The 22,317-nt window shown below is 58.2% G+C and carries 25 protein-coding genes; 15 read left to right on the top strand and 10 right to left on the bottom strand.

Going from position 1 to position 22,317, the window contains the following annotated elements; genetic code table 11:
• Positions 1-65 precede the first annotated feature (65 nt).
• The 3 genes from AC3WP4_RS20110 to AC3WP4_RS20100 are packed head-to-tail and all read left to right on the top strand — an operon-like array spanning position 66 to position 2,689.
• Positions 66-383 (top strand): DUF2388 domain-containing protein, encoded by a 318-nt coding sequence (locus AC3WP4_RS20110; protein WP_074872377.1) that lies wholly within the window; start codon positions 66-68, stop codon positions 381-383.
• Positions 384-410: 27 nt separating this feature from the next.
• Positions 411-731, top strand: a complete 321-nt coding sequence (locus AC3WP4_RS20105; protein ID WP_076029111.1) for a DUF2388 domain-containing protein — start codon at positions 411-413, stop codon at positions 729-731.
• Complete coding sequence (locus tag AC3WP4_RS20100; RefSeq protein WP_102615815.1) at positions 728-2,689, top strand: DUF7844 domain-containing protein; 1,962 nt, start codon at positions 728-730, stop codon at positions 2,687-2,689. Before AC3WP4_RS20105 ends, AC3WP4_RS20100 begins: the two co-directional genes overlap by 4 nt.
• A 110-nt stretch (positions 2,690-2,799) precedes the next feature.
• Here the strand turns inward: AC3WP4_RS20100 and trpA are convergent, their stop codons facing one another.
• Both trpA and trpB read right to left on the bottom strand, forming a co-directional pair.
• Positions 2,800-3,612 carry a tryptophan synthase subunit alpha gene (gene trpA / locus AC3WP4_RS20095; RefSeq protein ID WP_074872371.1) on the bottom strand — a complete coding sequence of 271 codons (813 nt, stop codon included), beginning with the start codon at positions 3,610-3,612 and terminating at the stop codon, positions 2,800-2,802.
• The gene (gene trpB / locus AC3WP4_RS20090; RefSeq protein ID WP_102615814.1) at positions 3,612-4,847 is read right to left on the bottom strand and encodes a tryptophan synthase subunit beta; all 1,236 of its coding nucleotides are present in this window, start codon (positions 4,845-4,847) and stop codon (positions 3,612-3,614) included. Before trpB ends, trpA begins: the two co-directional genes overlap by 1 nt.
• Positions 4,848-4,969: 122 nt before the next feature.
• On the opposite strand from trpB, the gene AC3WP4_RS20085 reads away from it, so the two are divergent.
• Entirely contained in the window at positions 4,970-5,863 is an 894-nt protein-coding gene (locus tag AC3WP4_RS20085; protein ID WP_076029114.1) for a LysR family transcriptional regulator, read from the top strand.
• Here AC3WP4_RS20085 and AC3WP4_RS20080 read toward each other — a convergent pair.
• Positions 5,860-6,186, bottom strand: a complete 327-nt coding sequence (locus AC3WP4_RS20080) for an ElaB/YgaM/YqjD family protein (protein ID WP_074872366.1) — start codon at positions 6,184-6,186, stop codon at positions 5,860-5,862. The two genes, AC3WP4_RS20085 and AC3WP4_RS20080, sit on opposite strands and share 4 nt — an antisense overlap.
• Before the next feature lie 155 nt (positions 6,187-6,341).
• On the opposite strand from AC3WP4_RS20080, the gene AC3WP4_RS20075 reads away from it, so the two are divergent.
• Together AC3WP4_RS20075 and AC3WP4_RS20070 are read left to right on the top strand one after the other, a co-directional pair.
• Positions 6,342-6,557, top strand: a complete 216-nt coding sequence (locus AC3WP4_RS20075) for a dodecin (protein WP_008027736.1) — start codon at positions 6,342-6,344, stop codon at positions 6,555-6,557.
• Positions 6,558-6,678: 121 nt separating this feature from the next.
• Positions 6,679-6,903, top strand: coding sequence for a DUF1161 domain-containing protein (locus AC3WP4_RS20070; protein ID WP_074872364.1), 225 nt, complete (start codon positions 6,679-6,681; stop codon positions 6,901-6,903).
• Between the two features lie 64 nt (positions 6,904-6,967).
• Here AC3WP4_RS20070 and AC3WP4_RS20065 read toward each other — a convergent pair whose 3' ends face one another.
• A complete protein-coding gene (locus tag AC3WP4_RS20065; protein WP_102615813.1) occupies positions 6,968-7,969 on the bottom strand; it encodes an LLM class flavin-dependent oxidoreductase in 1,002 nt (333 codons plus the stop codon).
• Positions 7,970-8,211: 242 nt separating this feature from the next.
• Between AC3WP4_RS20065 and AC3WP4_RS20060 the strand changes: the two genes are divergently transcribed.
• Both AC3WP4_RS20060 and AC3WP4_RS20055 read left to right on the top strand, forming a co-directional pair.
• Positions 8,212-8,643: an OsmC family protein gene (locus tag AC3WP4_RS20060; RefSeq protein ID WP_008152515.1), complete on the top strand. Its 432-nt coding sequence runs from the start codon at positions 8,212-8,214 to the stop codon at positions 8,641-8,643.
• Between the two features lie 156 nt (positions 8,644-8,799).
• Positions 8,800-9,033, top strand: a complete 234-nt coding sequence (locus tag AC3WP4_RS20055) for a DUF1161 domain-containing protein (RefSeq protein WP_074872359.1) — start codon at positions 8,800-8,802, stop codon at positions 9,031-9,033.
• Between the two features lie 6 nt (positions 9,034-9,039).
• Here AC3WP4_RS20055 and AC3WP4_RS20050 read toward each other — a convergent pair whose 3' ends face one another.
• Both AC3WP4_RS20050 and AC3WP4_RS20045 read right to left on the bottom strand, forming a co-directional pair.
• Complete coding sequence (locus AC3WP4_RS20050; protein ID WP_074872356.1) at positions 9,040-9,462, bottom strand: PA0061/PA0062 family lipoprotein; 423 nt, start codon at positions 9,460-9,462, stop codon at positions 9,040-9,042.
• Between the two features lie 40 nt (positions 9,463-9,502).
• Positions 9,503-9,925: a PA0061/PA0062 family lipoprotein gene (locus AC3WP4_RS20045; RefSeq protein ID WP_074872354.1), complete on the bottom strand. Its 423-nt coding sequence runs from the start codon at positions 9,923-9,925 to the stop codon at positions 9,503-9,505.
• Between the two features lie 59 nt (positions 9,926-9,984).
• On the opposite strand from AC3WP4_RS20045, the gene AC3WP4_RS20040 reads away from it, so the two are divergent.
• Positions 9,985-11,061 carry an aminopeptidase gene (locus AC3WP4_RS20040; protein WP_102615812.1) on the top strand — a complete coding sequence of 359 codons (1,077 nt, stop codon included), beginning with the start codon at positions 9,985-9,987 and terminating at the stop codon, positions 11,059-11,061.
• A 124-nt stretch (positions 11,062-11,185) separates the two neighbouring features.
• Here AC3WP4_RS20040 and AC3WP4_RS20035 read toward each other — a convergent pair whose 3' ends face one another.
• Positions 11,186-11,836: an HAD family hydrolase gene (locus AC3WP4_RS20035; RefSeq protein ID WP_102615811.1), complete on the bottom strand. Its 651-nt coding sequence runs from the start codon at positions 11,834-11,836 to the stop codon at positions 11,186-11,188.
• Positions 11,837-11,862: 26 nt separating this feature from the next.
• Positions 11,863-12,408: a gamma carbonic anhydrase family protein gene (locus AC3WP4_RS20030; protein WP_102615810.1), complete on the bottom strand. Its 546-nt coding sequence runs from the start codon at positions 12,406-12,408 to the stop codon at positions 11,863-11,865.
• Positions 12,409-12,468: 60 nt separating this feature from the next.
• On the opposite strand from AC3WP4_RS20030, the gene prlC reads away from it, so the two are divergent.
• The 3 genes from prlC to AC3WP4_RS20015 all read left to right on the top strand — a co-directional run bounded on the left by prlC (position 12,469) and on the right by AC3WP4_RS20015 (position 17,021).
• Positions 12,469-14,547, top strand: a complete 2,079-nt coding sequence (gene prlC, locus AC3WP4_RS20025; RefSeq protein WP_173860476.1) for an oligopeptidase A — start codon at positions 12,469-12,471, stop codon at positions 14,545-14,547.
• Complete coding sequence (locus tag AC3WP4_RS20020; protein WP_074872347.1) at positions 14,544-14,831, top strand: YheV family putative zinc ribbon protein; 288 nt, start codon at positions 14,544-14,546, stop codon at positions 14,829-14,831. Before prlC ends, AC3WP4_RS20020 begins: the two co-directional genes overlap by 4 nt.
• 114 nt (positions 14,832-14,945) lie before the next feature.
• On the top strand, positions 14,946-17,021 hold the full coding sequence (locus AC3WP4_RS20015) for a M3 family metallopeptidase (protein ID WP_102615809.1): 2,076 nt from the start codon (positions 14,946-14,948) through the stop codon (positions 17,019-17,021).
• On the opposite strand, the gene AC3WP4_RS20010 is transcribed toward AC3WP4_RS20015, so the two are convergent.
• Positions 16,999-17,643, bottom strand: coding sequence for a phosphatase domain-containing protein (locus AC3WP4_RS20010; RefSeq protein WP_102615808.1), 645 nt, complete (start codon positions 17,641-17,643; stop codon positions 16,999-17,001). The two genes, AC3WP4_RS20015 and AC3WP4_RS20010, sit on opposite strands and share 23 nt — an antisense overlap.
• A 277-nt stretch (positions 17,644-17,920) precedes the next feature.
• On the opposite strand from AC3WP4_RS20010, the gene AC3WP4_RS20005 reads away from it, so the two are divergent.
• The 3 genes from AC3WP4_RS20005 to AC3WP4_RS19995 are packed head-to-tail and all read left to right on the top strand — an operon-like array spanning position 17,921 to position 21,762.
• Entirely contained in the window at positions 17,921-18,661 is a 741-nt protein-coding gene (locus tag AC3WP4_RS20005; RefSeq protein WP_102615807.1) for a gluconate 2-dehydrogenase subunit 3 family protein, read from the top strand.
• Positions 18,662-18,663: 2 nt separating this feature from the next.
• Positions 18,664-20,448 carry a GMC family oxidoreductase gene (locus tag AC3WP4_RS20000; RefSeq protein WP_074872341.1) on the top strand — a complete coding sequence of 595 codons (1,785 nt, stop codon included), beginning with the start codon at positions 18,664-18,666 and terminating at the stop codon, positions 20,446-20,448.
• 12 nt (positions 20,449-20,460) lie between these two features.
• A complete protein-coding gene (locus AC3WP4_RS19995) occupies positions 20,461-21,762 on the top strand; it encodes a c-type cytochrome (RefSeq protein ID WP_102615806.1) in 1,302 nt (433 codons plus the stop codon).
• 66 nt (positions 21,763-21,828) lie between these two features.
• Here the strand turns inward: AC3WP4_RS19995 and AC3WP4_RS19990 are convergent, their stop codons facing one another.
• Positions 21,829-22,134: a hypothetical protein gene (locus AC3WP4_RS19990; protein WP_074872337.1), complete on the bottom strand. Its 306-nt coding sequence runs from the start codon at positions 22,132-22,134 to the stop codon at positions 21,829-21,831.
• Between the last annotated feature and the right edge of the window lie 183 nt (positions 22,135-22,317).

Below are 22,317 nucleotides of genomic sequence, written 5' to 3'. Positions count from 1 at the left end.
TTTGGCGCTGGCTCTAGATCGGGCGTTGCGCTAGCCTTGGGACTCGCCTTCAGCTATCGAGTCTCATGCGTTTTCTTTCAAATCTGCTGATCTCCCCGCTTTTCGTGGCAGCCTGCTGGGTGGGCTCGGTCCATGCCTATGACGCCTTCAATCTGTCTACCCAAGGCATCGTGGCTACCGGCTACGCCTCAAGCATGGTGACCTCCGCCCCCTTCGACCGTAAGCTGCTACTCGCGGCACACGATGACGCTGCGGCGTTCATCGCCAGTGACGGCCAACTGCGAGGAGCACAACTGGAGTCCGCCCTGGTTTATCTGCGCCGGACCCAGCCAAAACTTCGTGCCAGCGACCTTGAACTGGCGCAGGCAATTCTCGTCCAATAGTTATCCTTGTTCTTGCGGAGTCGTTCCATGCGTAGCCCTCTGATTGTTGCCGCCCTTGGCCTTCTGTTCCTGGTCGATGTGGCCCAGGCGCACACTCTGGTCGCCACCAGTAACATCCTCATCAATGCCACCCAGCGCACACTTGATTTCACTTCCGATACCACGACGTCCATCCGAGACTCAAAGATCATTCGTGAAGCCCACGACGATGCGGCCAGTTTCGTCGCCAGCGATGGCGAGATTCGTGGCGCGCACCTGGAAGCGGCCTTCAACACGTTGCGTACCCGCGTACCGGAAGCTCGCGACGCCAGTGATCAGGTTCTCGCCGAAGCCATCCTCGCACTGTGAGGTCGACAGGCGCCTGGCTGTTGGCCGGGGTCATGTTGCTGCTCGGCAACGTGGCCCAGGCTGACTTGCAATTAAGGCTTAAAACCGAAGGCCTCAGCCCCGCTCAACAACAGGCCAGCCAGGCGCTGCTGGATGAAGCCATGCAGGCGCTGCCGCCGCGGTTCATCGAGCAGCTCGACCGACGCATCGACGTCGGCTGGACCGATAACATGCCGAGCAACGCTTATGGCCAGGCGTCGCTGGTGTCGGAGCTCGACCTGAACCGCAACCTGCTTGCCAGCCTCACTGACGGCAGCGCCGCGACCAAAAAGACTTATCGCCCCCATGGCACCGTGCGCCGCGAAATGCTTGCAACGGTGTTGCACGAACTCACCCACATTTATGACCGCTCGCGCCTATGGCCAGATGCGGAGCGCAGGCTGGTTCAACGCTGCACCCGCCGTAACAGCAGCTCAGGGTTGATTGGCATTCCCGATCAATGCCGCGGCCAGTTCGACCGACGCTTTACGCTCAGCGACGACCCGCGCCTGCTGGACCTCGCCGGCTGGCCGCAATACGTAGGCCGTCGTGGCGAGCGCGAACAGCACAACCGGCAAATTGCTCGCAGCCCGGACATTTACGAGACGAGCAGCCCCAAGGAGTTCGTCGCGGTCAACATGGAGTATTTCCTTCTCGACCCGGCATACGCCTGTCGCCGTCCTGCGCTGTACCGTTATTACAAAGAACATTTCGGCTGGGCGCCCGCCGCTAAAGACACCTGCGGCAAATCCTTTTCCTTCCTCAATGCCGGCAATGATTTCGCCAAAACGCCCCTGGGCCAGGTCGATCCGGAACGGGTCTACGCCGTCGACTATCTGCTGGCTGAAGCCAACCAGAACTGGGTCAGCCGCTGGGGTCACAGCATGTTGCGGTTGGTGATCTGTGCACCCGGACGACCACGCGGGCCGGATTGTCGATTGGATCTGGATCAGCACCTGGTGTTGTCCTACCGCGCCTTCGTCGGTGATGTGCAACTGTCGAGCTGGGACGGATTGGTAGGCAAATATCCGTCACGCCTGTTTGTCCTGCCGTTGGCCCAGGTGATCGATGAATACACCAAGACCGAATTGCGCAGCCTGGCCTCGGTGCCGCTGACCCTGTCGCGCAGCGAGATCGAAGACGTGGTGGAACACGCCGCCGAAATGCACTGGAGTTACGATGGCAACTACTTCTTCCTGTCCAATAACTGCGCGGTAGAGGGCCTGAAGCTACTGCGTAGCAGCACCAACAATACAAAACTGGTCGGGTTGGACAGCATCATGCCCAACGGTTTGCTGGAAGTGCTCAAGGGCCGTGGGCTGGCGGACACCAGCGTGCTGGATGATCCCCGCGAAGCGCTGCGCCTGGGTTATCGTTTCGACTCCTTCCGCGATCGTTATCAAGCGATGTTCGAAGTGCTGAAGAAGCACTTGCCGATCAAGCAGGAAAAGGTCGAAGACTGGCTCGCCTTAAAAGCTGAAGAGCGCCGGCAATGGATCGACCAAGCCGATTTGCGCACCAGCGCAGCCCTGCTGTTACTGGAGCAGGCAGCCTTCCGCCAACAATTGGTGCTGGCCCAGGACGAAGTAAAGCAGCGCTATCTGGGCGCTCGGGAACTGAAAAATGGCGGCATGGACAAGGCCAACGCGACTTTGCAGCAAATCCTTGCCAACAGCGGCTTCCTCAGCCGTCCGGCAGAACTGCTCGGCACCGGTGGTTATGGATTGCCGCAGCCGAGCGAGTGGCAACGTCTGGAATCGGAAAGCAGTCTGCGCCAGAAACAGCTTCAGGCGCTCACAGGCGATCTGGACAAAGAGGTAAGAGCGTTGCTCGAACCGAGTCGTGCAGCCGAGATGGCCGCCAACGAAGCCAACGTGAAACAGGTGGGTGAGCACCTGCGAAAGCTGCACAAAGCGTCAGGCGGATTGGAGTTGCCGTGATAGAAACACCGCGGACTTGTAGCAACTGCACATACAACAAAAAGGGCTTCAGAACGTAGTCCTGAAGCCCTTGATCTTGCTGTTTGTCTGTGACGCGAGCTCTGATTTCTCTAGCTGATGCGGGCTTTACGCACGCCATCTGCCAGCGCCGAGCAAAGGCTCAACACGCCATCAACTGCCTGATCCGGCGTCGAGGCATTGGCGATGTGATCGATCAACGCCGACCCCACCACCACACCATCCGCCAGGCGCGCGATGGACGCCGCTTGCTCCGGTGTCCGAATGCCGAAACCGATGCTGATCGGCAGATCGGTATGGCGGCGCAGACGGGCAACGGCTTCTTCAACGTGTTCCAGCGTCGCCGCACCCGCACCGGTCACACCGGCGACAGACACGTAATAGACGAAGCCGGAGCTGCCGTTCAAGACGGTCGGCAGGCGCACATCATCGGTCGTCGGGGTGGTCAGGCGGATGAAGTCCAGACCGGCAGCCTGAGCCGGGTCGCACAGCTCGCCGTTATGCTCGGGCGGCAGGTCGACCACGATCAAACCGTCAACGCCGGCCTCTTTTGCGTCCGCGATGAAACGCGGCACGCCGTACATGTGGATCGGGTTGAAATAACCCATCAGCACCAGCGGCGTCTCGGTGTTGCCTTCCCGGAACTCACGAACCATTTGCAGGGTTTTCGCCAGGTTCTGCTTGGCGCCGAGGGCGCGGATGTTGGCCAACTGGATGGCCGGGCCATCGGCCATTGGATCGGTGAAGGGCATGCCCAGCTCGATCACGTCGGCACCCGCGCCGGGCAAGCCTTTGAGGATCGCCAGGGAGGTGTCATAGCTCGGGTCGCCAGCGGTCACGAAGGTCACCAGGGCGGCACGATTCTGTTCCTTGAGTTCGGCAAAACGCGTTTGCAGGCGGCTCATCAGTGTTTCTCCTGCTTGGATTGCTCTTGTTGAGACTGTTCCATGTGGTGCATCACGGTTTGCATGTCTTTGTCGCCACGACCGGACAGGTTGACCACCATCAGGTGATCTTTTGGCAGGGTCGGTGCACGCTTGAACACTTCGGCCAGGGCATGAGCGCTTTCCAGTGCAGGAATAATCCCTTCCAGGCGGCAGCATTTGTGGAATGCGTCGAGGGCTTCGTCGTCGGTTACCGAGGTGTACTGAACGCGGCCGATGTCATGCAACCAGGCGTGTTCCGGTCCGATGCCTGGATAGTCGAGGCCGGCAGAGATCGAGTGAGCGTCGATGATCTGACCATCGTCGTCCTGCAGCAGGAAGGTACGGTTGCCGTGCAGTACCCCCGGTACGCCGCCGTTCAGGCTGGCCGCGTGTTTACCGGTTTCGATGCCGTAGCCGGCCGCTTCAACGCCAATAATCTCGACGCTCTTGTCGTCGAGGAACGGGTGAAACAGGCCCATGGCGTTGGAGCCGCCACCGATGCACGCCACCAGGCTGTCCGGCAGACGACCTTCCTGATCTTGCAGTTGAGTACGGGTTTCTTTGCCGATAACGGACTGGAAGTCGCGAACCATCGCCGGATAAGGGTGCGGGCCGGCCACAGTGCCAATCAGGTAGAAGGTGCTGTCAACGTTGGTCACCCAGTCACGCAGGGCTTCGTTCATCGCATCTTTCAAGGTGCCGGTACCGGCCACGACCGGGATCACTTCGGCGCCCAGCAGCTTCATGCGAAATACGTTGGCCTGCTGACGTTCGATGTCAGTGGTGCCCATGTAGATCACGCAATCAAGGCCGAAACGTGCAGCAACGGTGGCGGTCGCCACGCCGTGCATGCCAGCGCCGGTCTCGGCGATGATGCGTTTCTTGCCCATGCGCCGCGCCAGCAGGATCTGGCCGATGCAGTTGTTGATCTTGTGCGCGCCAGTGTGGTTCAGCTCTTCGCGCTTGAGGTAAATCTTCGCGCCGCCACAGAACTCTGTCAGACGTTCGGCAAAGTACAGTGGGCTTGGACGACCCACGTAGTCGCGCTGGAAGTAGGCCAATTCTTCTTTGAATGCAGGATCTTCCTTGGCCAATTCGTATTCACGGGCCAGATCGAGGATCAACGGCATCAGGGTTTCGGCGACGTAACGGCCGCCGAACGCGCCAAACAGGCCGTTGGCGTCGGGGCCGTTGCGCAGGTTAGTCTGGGTCATGGGTCGCTCCAGTTGAATGCGTGGGATGCGTTTGAAGAGAGAGTGGGCTAACTCTACCCCTGACGCCTCAGGCTGAAAACCGATAAGATCGCGTCAACCTGTCAGGAAAACTCACAGATCTCATGAGCCATGACCTTCCCCCGCTAAACGCCCTCCGGGCCTTCGAAGCGACTGCCCGCCTGAACAGCGTCAGCAAGGCCGCCGAACAGCTGCACGTCACCCATGGCGCGGTCAGCCGACAACTCAAGGTGCTTGAAGAACACTTGGGCGTAAGCCTGCTGATCAAGGACGGGCGCGGCCTGAAACTCACAGATGCCGGTATTCGCTTGCGCGATGCCAGTGGCGAGGCGTTCGAGCGATTACGGACGGTTTGTGCAGAGCTGACCCAAAGCACCGCCGATGCACCGTTCGTGCTGGGTTGCTCGGGCAGCTTGTTGGCACGCTGGTTTATTCCCAGGTTGGGACGATTGAATACCGACCTGCCGGACTTGCGCCTGCACCTGTCGGCTGGTGAGGGTGATCTCGATCCGCGCCGGCCGGGGCTGGACGCCTTGCTGGTATTTGCCGAGCCACCGTGGCCTGCGGACATGCAGGTCTATGAGTTGGCGAGCGAACGGATCGGCCCGGTCATGAGCCCGCGATTCGCGGGCTACGAACGACTGCAAAACGCACCGCCCGCAGCACTGTTGGGCGAGCCATTGCTGCATACGACCTCCCGCCCTCAGGCTTGGCCAAGTTGGGCACAGCAAAGCAGCCTCGACACCAAAGCATTGAAGTACGGACAGGGTTTCGAGCATTTGTATTATTTGCTGGAGGCCGCAGTGGCCGGCCTGGGTGTGGCGATTGCGCCCGAACCGCTGGTGGCCGAGGACTTGAAAGCCGGGCGCCTGGTTGCGCCTTGGGGCTTCAGTGAAACCCCGGCGCAACTGGCGTTGTGGCTACCCAAGCGCGCCGCGGACGGCCGCGCTCGGCAACTGGCGCAGTGGCTCAAAAACGAGCTGCGCCAGACGGATTAGTCACCGCGTTTGAACAGCAGATAAGCCGCGAGCAGACCCAATGCACCGACAGCCACACCCGCTGTCGTCCAAGGGTGTTCCTGGGCGTAGTCCCGCGTGGCAATCCCGGTTTCACGGGTTTTGACTTTGACTTCTTCGTAGGCATCGCTGAGCAGGTGGCGCGAATGCTTCAGCGCGTTCTCGGCGTTGCTTTTCAGGACTTTCAGGGTTTTACGCGACTCGTCCGAGGCGTCGTCCTTCAGATTTTCCAAAGACTTCAGCAGACTCTCGATTTCGGCTTCCATGCTTTGCAATGAGGCTTTACGTAAAGAGGTGTTGGCCATGGTGGCTCTCCTGCATTGATTGAGTTGCGTGTGTTGGTTGGGACTTCAGGGCTTCGAGAAAGTGCAGTAAATCTGAACTTTCACTTCGGATTGGCCGACAGAAGTAATACGAAAAATCACTGCTAGGCTGTATTTCACACCCTGAGGAGAACGCCATGACCGACCATCACACCTATAAAAAAGTCGAACTCGTCGGTTCGTCCACCAGCAGCATCGAAGACGCCATCAACAACGCACTGGCCGAGGCCAGCAAAAGCCTTAAATATATGGAATGGTTCGAAGTGACCGAAACCCGCGGGCACATCAAGGACGGTAAGGCAGCGCACTTTCAGGTGACGCTCAAGGTCGGGTTCCGGATTGCCAGTAGCTGAGGTTGAGCTAATCTTCTGAGCCTGCGCGCTGGCCGAGCGCCATAGGGAATGGCAAAGCGCTACATATTTACACCCGCTGATTGCTGGGTGCCCCTATTGATCCGACCAGGGAATGCGACCGATGAAGCATTTTATTTTAGCGGTAGGTTTGTTGAGTCTTGCGGGAACAGCCCTGGCTCAGAGCAAGTCGTGCGAAGAACTGAAAGCCGAAATCACAGCGAAACTCGATGCCAAGGGCATTTCTAATTATTCACTGGAAATCATCGATAAAGGCGCCGCTGCTGACGGGAAAGTCGTCGGCACCTGTGAAAAAGGCTCCAAGCAAATCGTCTACAAGCAAGGCTGACCACCCTCGAAAATGAAAAAACCGACGCAACGACATCGGCTTTTTTGGGCTCGCTATTTGAACGTCAGCCCTTCATGACCTGCGCCAGCAGCTCATAGGAATGCACGCGATCGGCATGTTCGTACAAGTCGCAGGTAAAAATCAGCTCGTCCGCCTGGGTCTGCTCGATCAGCACGTCCAGTTTGGCGCGGATTTTCTGCGGACTGCCAACCATCGCCAGGCCAAGGAAATCGCCGACGGCTTCTTTTTCATGAGGCAGCCACAGGCCGTCCATGGTTTTTACCGGCGGACGTTGCACCAGGCTCTGGCCACGCATCAACGCCAGGATGCGCTGATAGACCGAGGTCGCCAGATAATCGGCCTGCTCGTCGGTATCGGCCGCCACCAACGGCACACCGAGCATCACGTAGGGCTTATCCAATACCGCTGAAGGCTTGAAGTGATTGCGATAGACGCGAATGGCCTCATGCATGAAACGCGGTGCGAAATGTGAAGCGAAGGCGTAGGGCAAACCGCGTTCACCTGCCAGTTGTGCACTGAACAGGCTGGAGCCCAACAGCCAGACCGGGACATTGGTGCCGGTGCCTGGCATTGCGATAATCCGTTGGTCCGGGGTGCGCGGGCCGAGGTAGCGCATCAGCTCCGCCACGTCTTCCGGAAACTCGTCGGCGCTGCCAGAGCGTTCACGACGCAAGGCGCGAGCGGTCATCTGGTCGGAACCGGGAGCACGGCCCAGACCCAGGTCGATCCGGCCCGGGTACAGGCTTTCGAGCGTGCCGAACTGCTCGGCGATCACCAGCGGCGCGTGGTTTGGCAGCATCACACCGCCCGAGCCAACTCGAATGGTCGAAGTGCCGCCGGCCAGGTAGCCAAGCAGTACCGAAGTCGCCGAACTGGCAATGCCGTCCATGTTGTGGTGTTCGGCAACCCAGAAACGGTTGTAACCGAACTTTTCGACGTGCTGCGCCAGGTCCAGGGAATTGCGCAGCGACTGGGCCGCGCTGCCGTTCTCCCGCACGGGCACCAGATCGAGGGTGGAAAACTTGATATCGGACAGTCGTTTCATAAGCCTGCTTCTCCAATTGGGGGGCGCAGGTTTTTTCTTACAAACGAAAACCTGCCGAATCTATAAGCGTGATTCATGCAATGAGGGCATATACCCGAGTTTCAATGGCAGAGCCAAAATTCCTACGAAATAAGAGGAACAATCAGATCAGGTGAACTTTGCACCACGGTCTATCCTCAGAACCCTAGCAACCGAAAACCACGAAGGCGCGACGCTCGCGCCGGAATCTTGAGGAGGCATTCATGGCTATCACAAAGAAAGCATCAGCTCATTGGGAAGGTGATCTGAAAACCGGCATCGGCTCGATTTCCACGGAAACCGGTGTTCTCAGAGAAGCGCCCTACGGCTTCAAGGCGCGCTTCGAAGGCGGCAAGGGGACCAATCCGGAAGAGCTGATCGGCGCAGCGCATGCGGGCTGTTTCTCCATGGCATTTTCGATGATTCTCGGCGATGCCGGTCTCAAGGCTGACAGCATCGATACCAATGCCGAAGTCACTCTGGACCAGGTGGACGGCGGATTCGCGATCACGGCGGTGAAACTGATCCTCAAGGCGAAGATTCCTGGGGCGACCCAGGCGCAATTTGAGGAACTGAGCAATAAAGCCAAAGAAGGCTGCCCGGTTTCCAAAGTTCTGAATGCAAAAATCAGTCTGGATGCAACGTTGGTCAGCTGATAGCGGGTTATCGCAATCCCCGATAAAAAGATCGCAGCCTCGGCGGGCTGCGATCTTTTTTGCCCTTAAACAAACAGGGCTGGCGAAATTGTGGTCGAATAAATGGCAGCAGCTAACGCGCATTACTCTGCGCGCTGCCTCAAAGGAGCTTCAACCATGAAACGTTTTGCCTTGGCGATTATCTGTTGCGCGCTGGCCACATCGGCCCTGGCGGCAACGAAATCCTGTGAAGAACTCAAGGCCGAGATCGAAGCCAAGATCCAGGCCAATAACGTCTCGTCCTACACGCTGGAAATCGTCACCAACGACGAAGTACACGATCAGAACATGGTCGTCGGTTCATGCGAAGGCGGCACGAAGAAAATCATCTACCAGAAGAACGACCGCTGATTCTCCTCACATGAGGCAATAGGACTCTCGATCTTGCGCGACGATTTCACGCTTGGCGTTGTACAACCGGGCGCCAGGGGTGAACGCTATCGAACGGCCTTCGAGCACATAACGCTGGCCGGCTTCGAAATGATCGTAGTTGATGGTCAGGTAGCACAAGCGTTCCGAGGGGCCGTTCATCATGCCCAGGCCACCACCACCGGGCACTTCAAAGTCGAATCGAACAGTCAGCTCATGGCTACCGGGGGTGACCTGGAAAAAACGCCCGTCGGTCAACCGCTGATTGTCCAGGCGTTCGGCCATCAGCAATTTATCGTTGGGGAATGGTGTAGAAAACTCGACCCAGGCCATCTGCGGATTAACCGCTGGCAACGGGCTCTGACAGCCTGCAACGATGATTGCAGCAAGCAATAGCGGTAACCTGCGCATGATGATTTTCTCAAGGACCAGTCCTTTAGAATAGCGCCGATCAGGTACGCTGGCAGCCTGCCGGTACACCTTGGCCAATCACTTTTCGCTGCTGATCATAAAGTTTTGCCCATGGCCGAAAGCCGATATTTCCTGCTTTGAGCTGATACCGCTCGCCGGCGTTGAAGTCGTTGAATTTCACGTTTAGCTGGCAGTCACGCCATAGCGGCTCGGCGTCTGGACCGATATTGGTGGGTGCGACCGGGAATTGATAACGAACCGTCAACTCATGGCTACCCGGCTGAACCTCGAAATAGCGTTTGTCGATGGCGGCCTTGTCATCGACTTCCAGCGCTTGCAGCGCGGTGTCTTCCTGCTTCGAATCCAGGTCGATCCACGCTTGAGACGGATCATGGGGGGGTAATCCGAATCCAGCACAACCTGCCAGCATCAACAGGGTTCCTGTCAGCATCAACGTGCGCATAGCGGAGCTCCAGTCAGGCGGGATAGTCTTGCGGGCAGACTCTCCAGGGATGATTCATTTTGATCAGGCCGCTTCCAAGCCTTGGGTTACTTGATCGCGTTTTACGCATTTTGTTTCCGGGCGTGCTGTTTTTGTTTCTCAACGGTTGCGCCGGCGTCAGCTATTACGGCCAATTGGCCAGTGGTCAGCTGCAATTGCTGCGGGCGCGTGAGCCGGTTTCCAAAGTGATTGCCGATCCCGGTCGCGATCCGCTATTGCGTGCGCACCTGACTCAATCGCAAAGGGCCCGCACGTTCGCCAGCCAACAGCTGCGGCTGCCGGATAACCAGAGTTACCGTTTGTACGCCGACATTGGCCGGCCGTTCGTAGTCTGGAACGTGTTTGCCACGCCGGAATTTTCCCTGACCCCACAGAACCATTGCTTCCCGATCGCCGGTTGCGTTGCCTATCGCGGTTATTACAGTCAGAGCGCGGCCCGCGGTGAGGCTGCGTTGCAACGTTTGCAAGGTATGGACGTGTCGATCGGTGGCGTCGAGGCTTATTCGACGCTCGGCTGGTTCAATGATCCGATTATCAGTTCGATGATGGCCTGGGGTGACGAACGATTGGCCACGCTGATCTTCCATGAGCTGGCGCATCAACGTTTTTATGTGAAGGATGACACTGAATTCAATGAGTCTTTCGCCACCTTCGTCGAACAGGAAGGCACCCGCCAATGGCGTGCATTCCGCGGCCTGGCACCGGACAGCGGCGCGAAGGTGCAACAACGCAACCAGTTCGTTCAATTGGTTCTGGATACCCGCTCGCGACTCGAACGGCTATACACCCTGCCCCTGCCCGCCGACCAGATGCGTCAGCGCAAAGCCGACGAGTTCGAACGCTTGCGGGATGAATACCGGCAGCTGCGCGACAGCCAATGGGCTGGGGACAAACGCTATGACGCGTGGATCAATGCACCGATGAACAATGCCCGTCTGTTGCCATTTGGGCTGTACGACCAATGGGTGGCGGCGTTTGCGGCGTTGTTCAGGCAGGTGGGCGGAGATTGGGCGAAGTTTTATGCAGCAGTCGAGCAGCTTGGTGCGTTGCCGGTCGGGGAGCGCAAGGCGGCGTTGAAGGCTTTGGCGGGATCATAAAATTTCAGTGGCTGAACGGGCGCCTTCGCGGGCAAGCCCGCTCCCACAGGATCCGTGTCGTATACGAAAAATGTGGACGACACGGATCCTGTGGGAGCGTGGCTTGCCCGCGAAAGCAATTTCATTAGCGCCGCAAAAACGCCTGGTGCATCTCCTCCAGCGTCTCGAAGTGCCAGGTCGGGGCTTCTGCGCTCAACTCTTCCCGACTGCCAAAACCGTAACCCACCGCCGCGGCATCCAGCCCGTTACTGCGCGCCCCGATCAGGTCGTGTTTACGATCACCGATCATCAGGGTGCTGGCCGGGTCCAGGCCTTGTTCGGCCATCAAGTGGGCGATCAGCTCGACTTTGTTGGTCCGGGTACCATCCAGTTCGCTGCCATAGATCACTTTGAAGTGCTTGGCAAAGTCGAAGTGCCGGGCAATTTCCCGGGCAAAAATCCACGGTTTGGACGTCGCGATGTACAGCTGTCGCCCTTGGTCGCCGAGGGTTTCCAACAGGGGAGTGACGCCGTCGAATACGCGGTTTTCGTACAGGCCGGTGACCTTGAAGCGTTCGCGATAGAAGTTCACCGCTTCCCAGGCCTTGGGCTCGTCGAAGTCGTAGAACTGCATGAACGCCTGCAACAACGGCGGACCGATGAAGTGTTCAAGTTTGCTCAGGTCGGGCTCATCGATCCCCAGTTTGCTCAAGGCGTACTGGATCGAACGGGTGATGCCCTCGCGTGGATCGGTCAGGGTGCCATCGAGGTCGAACAATACGGTTTGGTAATGCATGTTGAATCCTGAATAAGGGCGCAGGGTCAGAGCTGGTCGTAGCCTTCAGCCAAGTGCAAATTCTTGAGCTTCACGTAGTTCGCTGCGCTGTAGGTGAAAAAGGCTTTTTCCTTGTCAGTCAGTGGCCGAATCTGCTTCACCGGGCTGCCCACATAAAGGAAGCCGCTTTCCAGGCGTTTGCCCGGTGGCACCAGGCTGCCAGCACCGATGATCACATCGTCCTCGACCACCGCACCGTCCATGACGATGCTGCCCATGCCGATCAGAATCCGATTGCCCACGGTGCAGCCGTGGAGCATGACTTTATGCGCGATGGTCACATCGTCGCCAATCAGCAACGGAAAGCCATCGGGATTGAACGGCCCGGCGTGGGTGATGTGCAGCACACAGCCGTCCTGCACGCTGGTGCGCGCGCCGATACGGATGCGGTGCATGTCGCCACGGATCACCGTCAGCGGCCAGACCGAGCTGTCTTCGCCGATTTCAACGTCGCCGATCACCACCGCCGAACCGTCGACAAAGGCGCCTTTGCCCAGTAGCGGCGTGTGGTTCTGATACTTGCGAAGGGTCACGATAGGCTCTCTCTTTTGCTGATAGCTGCGGTGAGCGTCGATTGTAATTAAGATGGCGCAATGTTTCTTCCAGCCAAGGTGCCAACCGTGAGCGTGAACAACCCTCTTTTGCAGTCCTACGACCTGCCGCCGTTCTCGGCGATCCGTGCCGAACACGTGCAACCGGCTATTGAACAGATCCTGGCTGACAACCGCGCCGCCATTACCGAGATCCTCAAAACCCAAGGCAAACAACCGACCTGGGCCGGCCTGGTGCTGGCGATGGACGAGCTGAACGATCGACTGGGCGCCGCCTGGAGCCCGGTCAGTCACCTGAACGCCGTGTGCAATAGCGCCGAATTGCGCGAAGCCTATGAGTCCTGTCTGCCGGCCTTGAGTGCCTACTCCACCGAATTGGGCCAGAACCGCGAGTTGTTCGAGGCATTCGAAGCGCTGGCCAACAGCCCTGAAGCGGCCGGTTTCGAGGTGGCGCAGAAAACTATCCTGGAACACTCCCTGCGTGACTTCCGTCTGTCGGGTATCGACCTGCCGGAAGCCGAACAAAAGCGTTACGCCGAAGTGCAGAGCAAATTGTCGGAGCTGGGCAGCCGTTTCTCCAACCAGCTGCTAGACGCCACTCAGGCCTGGACCAAGCACGTCACCGATGAAGCCGCCCTCGCCGGCCTGACCGATTCGGCCAAGGCGCAAATGGCCGCGGCGGCACAGGCCAAAGGCCTGGAAGGCTTCCTGATCACCCTGGAATTCCCGAGCTACTACGCGGTGATGACCTACGCCCAGGACCGCACCCTGCGCGAAGAAGTCTACGCCGCCTACTGCACCCGTGCGTCGGACCAAGGCCCGAATGCCGGTCAGAACGATAACGGCCCGGTCATGGAAGAAATCCTCGACCTGCGTCAGGAATTGGCGAAGCTGCTCGGTTTCGCCAGCTTCTCGGAGCTGAGCCTGGCCACCAAAATGGCCGAATCCAGCGATCAGGTGCTGAGTTTCCTGCGCGATCTGGCCAAGCGCAGCAAGCCGTTCGCCGCCCGGGATCTGGAACAGCTCAAGGCGTACGCCGCCGAACAAGGCTGCCCGGATCTGCAAAGCTGGGACAGCGGTTTCTACGGTGAAAAGCTTCGCGAGCAGCGCTACAGCGTTGCCCAGGAAGCCCTTCGCGCTTACTTCCCGATCGATAAAGTGCTGGGCGGTCTGTTCGCTATCGTTCAGCGCCTGTACGGCATTGAAATCGCCGAACTGAAAGGCTTCGACACCTGGCACCCGGATGTTCGCCTGTTCGAGATCAAGGAAAACGGCCAGCACGTCGGCCGCTTCTTCTTCGACCTCTACGCCCGCGCCAACAAGCGCGGCGGTGCCTGGATGGACGGCGCCCGTGACCGTCGCCGCACGATCAGCGGCGTACTGCAAAGTCCGGTGGCGAACCTGGTGTGCAACTTCACCCCGGCCGACAGCGGCAAGCCAGCGCTGTTGACCCACGATGAAGTGACCACCCTGTTCCACGAATTCGGTCACGGCTTGCATCACTTGTTGACCCGCGTTGAACACGCCGGCGTATCCGGCATCAACGGCGTGGCCTGGGATGCGGTCGAGCTGCCAAGCCAGTTCATGGAGAACTGGTGCTGGGAGCCTGAAGGTCTGGCGCTGATCTCCGGTCACTATGAAACCGGCGAACCGCTGCCTCAGGACCTGCTGGAGAAAATGCTCGCCGCGAAGAACTTCCAGTCCGGTCTGATGATGGTCCGCCAACTGGAGTTCTCGCTGTTCGACTTCGACCTGCACGCCACCCACGGTGATGGCCGTAGCGTGGCGCAGGTACTTGAAGGCGTACGCGACGAGGTCTCGGTCATGCGTCCGCCGGCCTACAACCGTTTCCCCAACAGCTTCGCCCACATTTTCGCCGGCGGTTATGCGGCGGGCTACTACAGCTACAAATGGGCTGAAGTGCTGTCCGCCGATGCCTTCTCGAAATTCGAAGAAGAAGGCGTACTCAACGCCGAAACCGGCCGCGCCTTCCGCGAAGCGATCCTGGCGCGCGGTGGCTCCCAGGAACCGATGGTGCTGTTCGTCGACTTCCGCGGACGTCCGCCGTCGATTGACGCACTCTTGCGCCACAGCGGCCTGAGTGAGGTCGCGGCAGCATGAGCGAGGGTCCTGTGATCACGAAAAAACGCTTTATCGCCGGGGCAGTCTGCCCGGCCTGCAGCGAGCCGGACAAGTTGATGATGTGGAACGAAGACGCTGTCCCGCACCGTGAGTGCGTGGCCTGCGGTTATTCCGACACGCTGAATGAACAAGGCCTGTCCGTGCCCAAGGAGTTGGGCACGCGGGTCAACACTTCGGCGCTGAAGGTCCCGGACGCCAAGGTTCAGGCCGTGCAGTTTTTCCCCAATCCGAAGCTGAAGAAAAAACCTGACGAGCAACACTGAGTCACCGCCACCTTCCACTTCAGAACGGAGTGGAAGGTGGTATCTATCTACCACCTTTGCCCTGCGCTTCCTTTATAGGCTGACCACATTCAGCCTCTACTCAAGGAAGACGCCATGCCCGACACCAATCCGCTTTTGCAGGCCTGGGACCTGCCGCCCTGGTCGCAGATCCGCACCGAACACCTCGTGCCGGCAATCACAACGATCATCACCGACAACCGACAGGTCATTGCCGAAACCATCATCAGCCAATCCGTACTTCCCAATTGGGATGATCTGGTTCTGGCCATCGATGAAGTCGATGCACGGCTGAGCGAGGCTTTGGACATCATCCAGACCCTGGCGATGACGAAACACGACGATACCGCCTGGAACACGGCAGTTGCTGCATGCAATGACGCCGGAGCGAAGTACCAATCCGAAAAAATGAGCAATCGCGCGTTGTTTGAGGCATACCAGCGGTTGGCGAACAGTTCGATCGCCCTCAACTTCGATGAGCCACGCAAGGCCGCGCTGGCCAAGATTCTGCGCAAATTTCAATTGGCGGGAATCGAATTGCCCCGGGCGCAACGGGAAAAGCTGGCCCGGTTGAACCTCGACATTAATCGACTCGAAGAGCTGTTTCTCATCCATCTGAAAAGTGCCAACGCTGCCTGGACCAAGCACGTCGATGACGTTGCGGTTCTGGAAGGTTTATACCCCACCGTAAAAAATCGCCTGAAACACCTGGCCAAAGAAGCAGGACATGAAGGCTGGCTGATTCCCCTGGATGAAAACACCTGCCAGCAAATCATGATGTACGCCGAAAATCGGGCATTGCGAGAAGAATATTTCGTGGCGTATTCCACGCGCGCGTCCGATCAAGGCCCGAATACCGACGAGTTCGATAATGATCCTGTACTGACGCTGATGCTTTCGCTGCGCCACCAGAAAGCCGAACTGCTTGGTTTCGACAATTTCGCGCAACTGCGTCTGGCCACCGCAGCGGCTGAGTCCACCGATCAGGTTCAGCGTTTTCTGCGTCGACAAGTTACGTTGAACACACCGTCACTTGCACAGGATTCAAAGGAGCTACAAGCGTTTGCGCTCGAACGGGGCATTTCGGAAGTACAGGCCTGGGACCACGAATTTCTCGCTGAAAAACTGCGCCACCATCGTTTCCCTCAAGCCCTGGAGAATCTGCGCGACTATTTCCCCCTGGACGGCACCTTGCGACGACTCTGCCTGTTCTGCGAACGCCTGTTCGGGATCCGGATTCTCGAGCAGGCTGAATTCAGTCGCTGGCATAACGATGTGCGACTGTTTGAGATCAGCGAGCATGGCCAAACCCTCGGGCATATTTATCTTGACCCGTACCACCGCAAGGAAGCCCCGGATTACGCCTGGACCGGCACGCTGCGAAACCGACGAAGAAACGCCGAAGGCCGCGTAGCACTACCGATTGCCGATCTTCACTGCAACTTCACACCAGGGGTCGACGGCCATCCGTGCCTGCTTGAGTACAAGGATCTGCGGGTGCTTTTTCATGAGTTCGGTCATTGTCTGCAGCATGTGCTGACGAGTTCGCCGCATCACAACCTCTCCGGCATTTTCCAACTGGGGCGCGACAGTGCGGAATTTGCAGGGCAAGTATTCGAGCAATGGTGCCTGTCACGGGAGTTTCTGTTATGGCTGGGTGCCCACCACCAAAGCGCTGAACGCTTGACCGAGGCACGGGTAGACGCGGCATTGTCAGCCCTCGAAACCCAGACCAGCCGACAAACCGCACTCTTGCTGTTGGGCGCAATGTTCGATTTCGAAGTGCATCGCAGCCAAGGCGATGGTCGTAGCATCCAGCAAGTATTCGAAGAGGTTCAGCGGGAGCTTCCCCACGTGCAACTGCCGTCTTATTGTCGGTTCGCAAACAGCTTCGATTATCTGGTGACCGGTTACGCCGCCTCCGTTTACGCCTACCAGTGGTCACACGTATTGGCTATCGAAGCCTTCAAGCGATTCCAACAGGATTGGGTTTTCAATGCGCAAACAGGGCGAGCCTTTCGCGAGGCGTTTTTTTCTTCGGGCGATTCGCGTTCTTTGCTGACCGCTCTGGAAGCGTTTCTTGAACGGCCGATTGCCGAAGATCTGTTCGCGCTTTCGTCAGAGGCCGTTACCCCGCTGAGGCAACGATTTACTCGACATGGGCTGATTTGAACCAGTTCTTCATCGAACAACTGGCGAACGGACTGGTGCTGCAATCGCCGTTGGCCAACGCGGTGCGGAGCTTGTCGACATCGGCTTGCATCATGTAACGGACGCTGTCCTTGAAATGAGTGCTGTCACCAAAGCCGCCCTGGGTCATTTCGTTCAGGGCGTCTTCCTTGCTCCAGCCTTGCAACACGACCCGGTACATCGCCGCCATTAAGCCCGTGCGGTCCGAGCCATGTTTGCAGTGCATCAGCACCGGCCCCTTGGCTTCAGCGGTCTGGATCGTTCGAAGGGCATTGAGTACATCCGCGTCATCCACATGGTTGGTGCGGTAGGGCAGCTGTATTTGTGCGATTCCTGGCGTCGTTAACCAGCTTGAATCCGACTCTGGCAAGAACGAGATAACCGTCCCGACCTTGAGTTTTTCCAGTAACGGCACAGCGCCCCTGTCTGGCAATGCACTGCGATAGAGCGTCGGGGACATTTTGAAAAGGTTGTACTGCACCTCGACCGATTGAGCCCATTCCTCAGGTCGGGGTAATGCACTGTCGTCGGCAAGGGCCAGCGGCAGGTTTAAAAGTGCGGCCAGCGACAGGCAGATCGCCTGGGTACAACGCAGTAGAGACATGCTCGGGGTGACCGTTCAGGAATCGGGAAGATGACACTGAGCTTCAACTCCCAGCGGTCAAAGGCCTGTGACTCCTCTGTCAAAGAATCGTGAATCAGCCGATCGCTTTCGTTGCAAAACCGAGGTTTTTCAGCTGAATCGGTTCATCTTGATGCTTAGCCTGCTACCATTTGTTTCTCAATATTACCGATGCGGGGCGATCTTCATCGGTGCCAAAACGAAAAGTCGTCCTGCGAGACGGCTGAAAAACCGCTACTGCCTGATGAGGTGCCACCCTATGTCCGATCAAGATCGAGACAACCCGCGGCGTGAGTTTTTGCGCAAATCCCTGACCTTGATCCCGGTGGTCACCGTTGCCAGCAGCGGTCTGGGCAGCGCAGTCCTGATGGCCGCGCCCGAAGCAGCCCCGGCCGGTCCCGTCAAAGCGCCGGTCAGCACCAGCACCTATGAACCCAGCTACTTCACCGCCGAAGAATGGGCGTTCATCAACGCCGCTGTCGCCCAATTGATTCCGAGCGATGCCCAAGGGCCAGGCGCTCTGGAAGCCGGTGTGCCTGAATACATCGACCGCCAGATGAACACGCCTTACGCGGCCGGCGCGTTGTGGTTCATGCAGGGACCATTCAACGCAGACGCCGCTCCGGAAATGGGCTGGCAGAGCAAATTGGTGCCCAAAGAGATTTATCGCCTGGGCATCGCCGCGACGGATGCGTGGTCGAAAACGCTCAACGGTAAAGTATTTGCTGAGCAAGACAGCGCTACCCGAGACGATTTGCTCAAGCAACTCGAAGTCGGAAAACCGCAGTTCGACAGTGTCCCCGCGAAGATTTTCTTCAACCTGCTGCTGCAAAACACCAAAGAAGGGTTCTTCTGCGACCCGATTCACGGCGGCAATAAAGGCATGGTCGGCTGGACCATGATCGGCTTCCCCGGCGCCCGCGCCGATTTCATGGATTGGGTGGACCGCAACGAGCAATACCCCTTCCCGGCAGTTTCAATTCGCGGCGAGAGGGCGTGAGCATGGCAACGGTAATGAAGAAGGTCGACGCAGTGATCGTCGGTTTTGGCTGGACGGGCGCAATCATGGCCAAGGAGCTGACAGAAGCCGGCCTGAATGTGCTGGCGCTGGAGCGCGGGCCGATGCAGGACACTTACCCCGATGGCAACTATCCACAGGTGATCGACGAACTCACCTACAGCGTGCGGAAAAAACTCTTCCAGGACATTTCCAAAGAGACCGTGACCATTCGCCACAGCGTGAATGACATCGCGCTGCCGAACCGCCAACTGGGCGCCTTCCTGCCCGGCAACGGTGTCGGCGGCGCCGGTTTGCACTGGTCCGGCGTGCACTTTCGGGTCGACCCGATCGAGTTGCGCATGCGTAGCCACTACGAAGAACGCTACGGCAAAAGCTTCATTCCCAAGGACATGACCATCCAGGACTTCGGCGTCAGCTATGAAGAGCTGGAACCGTTTTTCGATTACGCCGAGAAGGTTTTCGGCACGTCGGGACAGGCCTGGACGGTGAAGGGTCAATTGGTCGGCGAAGGCAAGGGCGGCAACCCGTACGCGCCGGATCGCTCCGATCATTTCCCGCTGGAATCGCAGAAGAACACTGTTTCCGCACAGCTGTTTCAGAAAGCGGCCACCGCAGTGGGTTACAAACCCTACAACCTGCCGTCGGCCAATACGTCAGGCCCCTACACCAACCCCTACGGCGCACAAATGGGCCCGTGCAACTTCTGCGGCTTTTGCAGTGGTTATGTCTGCTACATGTATTCCAAGGCATCGCCGAACGTAAACATTCTGCCGGCGCTCAAGCCGCTGCCCAATTTCGAGCTGCGGCCCAACTCCCATGTACTGCGGGTCAATCTCGACAGCACCAAGCGCAAGGCAACAGGCGTCACCTACATCGACGGCCAGGGCCGGGAAATCGAGCAGCCGGCAGACCTGGTGATCCTCGGTGCCTTCCAGTTTCACAATGTTCGGCTGATGCTGCTTTCGGGTATCGGCAAGCCGTATGACCCAATCAGCGGCGAAGGCGTGGTCGGCAAGAACTTCGCCTACCAGAACATGGCCACCATCAAGGCCTACTTCGACAAAGACACCCACACCAACAACTTTATTGGTGCCGGCGGTAACGGCGTGGCGGTGGACGACTTCAACGCCGACAACTTTGATCATGGCCCCCATGGTTTCGTCGGCGGCTCACCGATGTGGGTCAACCAGGCCGGCAGCCGACCGATCGCTGGCACATCCAACCCACCGGGCACCCCGGCCTGGGGCAGTGCCTGGAAACGTGCCACCGCCGATTACTACACCCATCAAGTGTCGATGGATGCCCACGGCGCGCATCAATCCTACCGTGGCAATTACCTCGATCTGGACCCGGTGTACCGCGATGCCTACGGCTTGCCACTGTTGCGGATGACCTTCGACTGGCAGGAAAACGACATCAAGATGAACCGTTTCATGGTCGAGAAAATGGGCAAGATCGCCGAAGCAATGAGCCCCAAGGCCATCGCCGTGCTGGGCAAGAAGGTTGGCGATCACTTCAACACCGCGTCTTACCAGACCACCCACCTCAACGGTGGCGCGATCATGGGCACCGATCCGAAAACCAGCGCCCTGAACCGATACTTGCAGAGCTGGGACGTACACAACGTTTTCGTCCCCGGAGCGTCAGCTTTCCCACAAGGTTTGGGCTACAACCCTACCGGCCTGGTGGCCGCATTGACCTACTGGTCGGCCCGGGCGATCCGCGAGCAGTACCTGAAAAACCCCGGCCCGCTGGTTCAGGCTTAAGGAGCGATGACCATGAAAGCACTTGTTATCGCGACCCTGGCGCTGCTCGGTTGTGGCTCGATCAACGCCGCAGAAATCGATCAAAACCTGATCAAACAAGGCGAGTACCTCGCCCGCGCAGGTGACTGCGTGGCCTGTCATACCGCCAAGGACGGCAAGCCGTTCGCCGGTGGTTTGCCGATGGAAACGCCGATCGGGACGATCTACTCCACCAATATCACGCCGGACAAAACCGGCCTGGGTGACTACAGCCTTGAGGATTTCGACAAGGCCGTGCGCCATGGCGTCGCCAAAAACGGTAGTACGTTGTACCCGGCGATGCCGTATCCGTCCTACGCCAGCGTCACCGAAACCGACATGAACGCCTTGTACGCCTACTTCATGCATGGCGTGGCGCCTGTCGCTCAGGCGAACAAGGCCAGCGACATTCCCTGGCCTTTGGGCATGCGCTGGCCGCTTGCGGGTTGGCGCTGGATGTTCGCCCCGGCTGTGGCGGACTACAAAGCGCCACCCGGCGAAGATGCCGTGGTCAGTCGTGGGGCGTATCTGGTGGAAGGTCTCGGACATTGCGGCGCGTGCCATACGCCGCGTGCCCTGACCATGCAGGAAAAATCCCTGAATGCAGGCGAAGGCAGCGCATTTCTGTCAGGCAGTGCGCCATTGGAAGGCTGGATCGCGAAAAGTCTGCGCGGTGATCACAAAGACGGCCTCGGCAGCTGGAGCGAAGAACAATTGGTGCAGTTCCTCAAGACCGGCCGCAGTGATCGCAGCGCCGTGTTTGGCGGCATGAGTGATGTGGTGACACACAGCATGCAGTACATGACCGACAACGATCTGACCGCGATTGCCCGTTACCTCAAGTCCCTGCCGGCGAATGATCCCAATGATCAGCCGCACCAGTACGACAAACAGGTGGCACAGGCGCTGTGGAACGGGGACGACAGCAAGCCCGGCGCTTCGGTGTACATCGACAACTGCGCGGCCTGTCACCGTACCGATGGCCATGGCTACACTAAAGTGTTCCCGGCGCTGGCAGGCAACCCGGTGTTGCAGTCGCAGGATCCGACGTCGCTGATTCACATCGTACTCAAGGGCGGCACGCTGCCGGCGACTCACACGGCACCTTCGACCTTTACCATGCCCGGTTTCGCCTGGCGCTTGTCGGATCAGGAAGTAGCGGATGTGGTGAGTTTCATTGCCACTAGTTGGGGAAACAAAGGGGGCCCTGTTAAAGCCAGTGATGTAATGGCGGTAAGGGAAGACTATTTGAGAACAACTTCAAGTGATGACAAGGGCGAAACGACGACTCATTAAATAAAAAAGCGGTATGGGAAATTCCATACCGCTTTTTTTAGATTTCAGTTACAACCTCAATCGCGATTAAGGTTTGACGATCTTCGAATAGGCACTCGCCAAGGCCAGCAGAACAGCCTTGTCTTGTGCGTCGATGTCACCATCGCCGTCCACATCAGCAGGGGCGGTACCCATGGTGAAAGTCACGCCGCCGTCGTTCGATACGGCCTCGCGGGTGCTCGAGTCCAGCAGAGCGTAAGTGACAGCACGGTTTTCCGGATCGTAACCCTCTTCCTTTAGTGCAAACTGCATGGAAACCCGAACTTCTTTTGGACTAACAGTAGAGGCTCGCATCAGTTGCAAAAAAATACCGCGCTGATTGTAATTCGACATTGATTAATTCCATTTAATAGTTGGTCACGAAACTTCGTGCGAGGGGGATATTACTAACAGCTCTTATAACTATGCCAGTCGTTATATGTATCTCATGGTGACGAGCGTTAAATACAAAGAACTCAGAATTACCAGGCGCCGAACGGCACTGGCCGAATTTGCCGAGCCCCTATACTGTATGAA

The organism is Pseudomonas sp. FW305-20 (assembly GCF_058788075.1).
The sequence above is the reverse complement of the archived record's forward strand: the minus strand, read 5'-3'. Positions and strand labels throughout refer to the sequence as shown.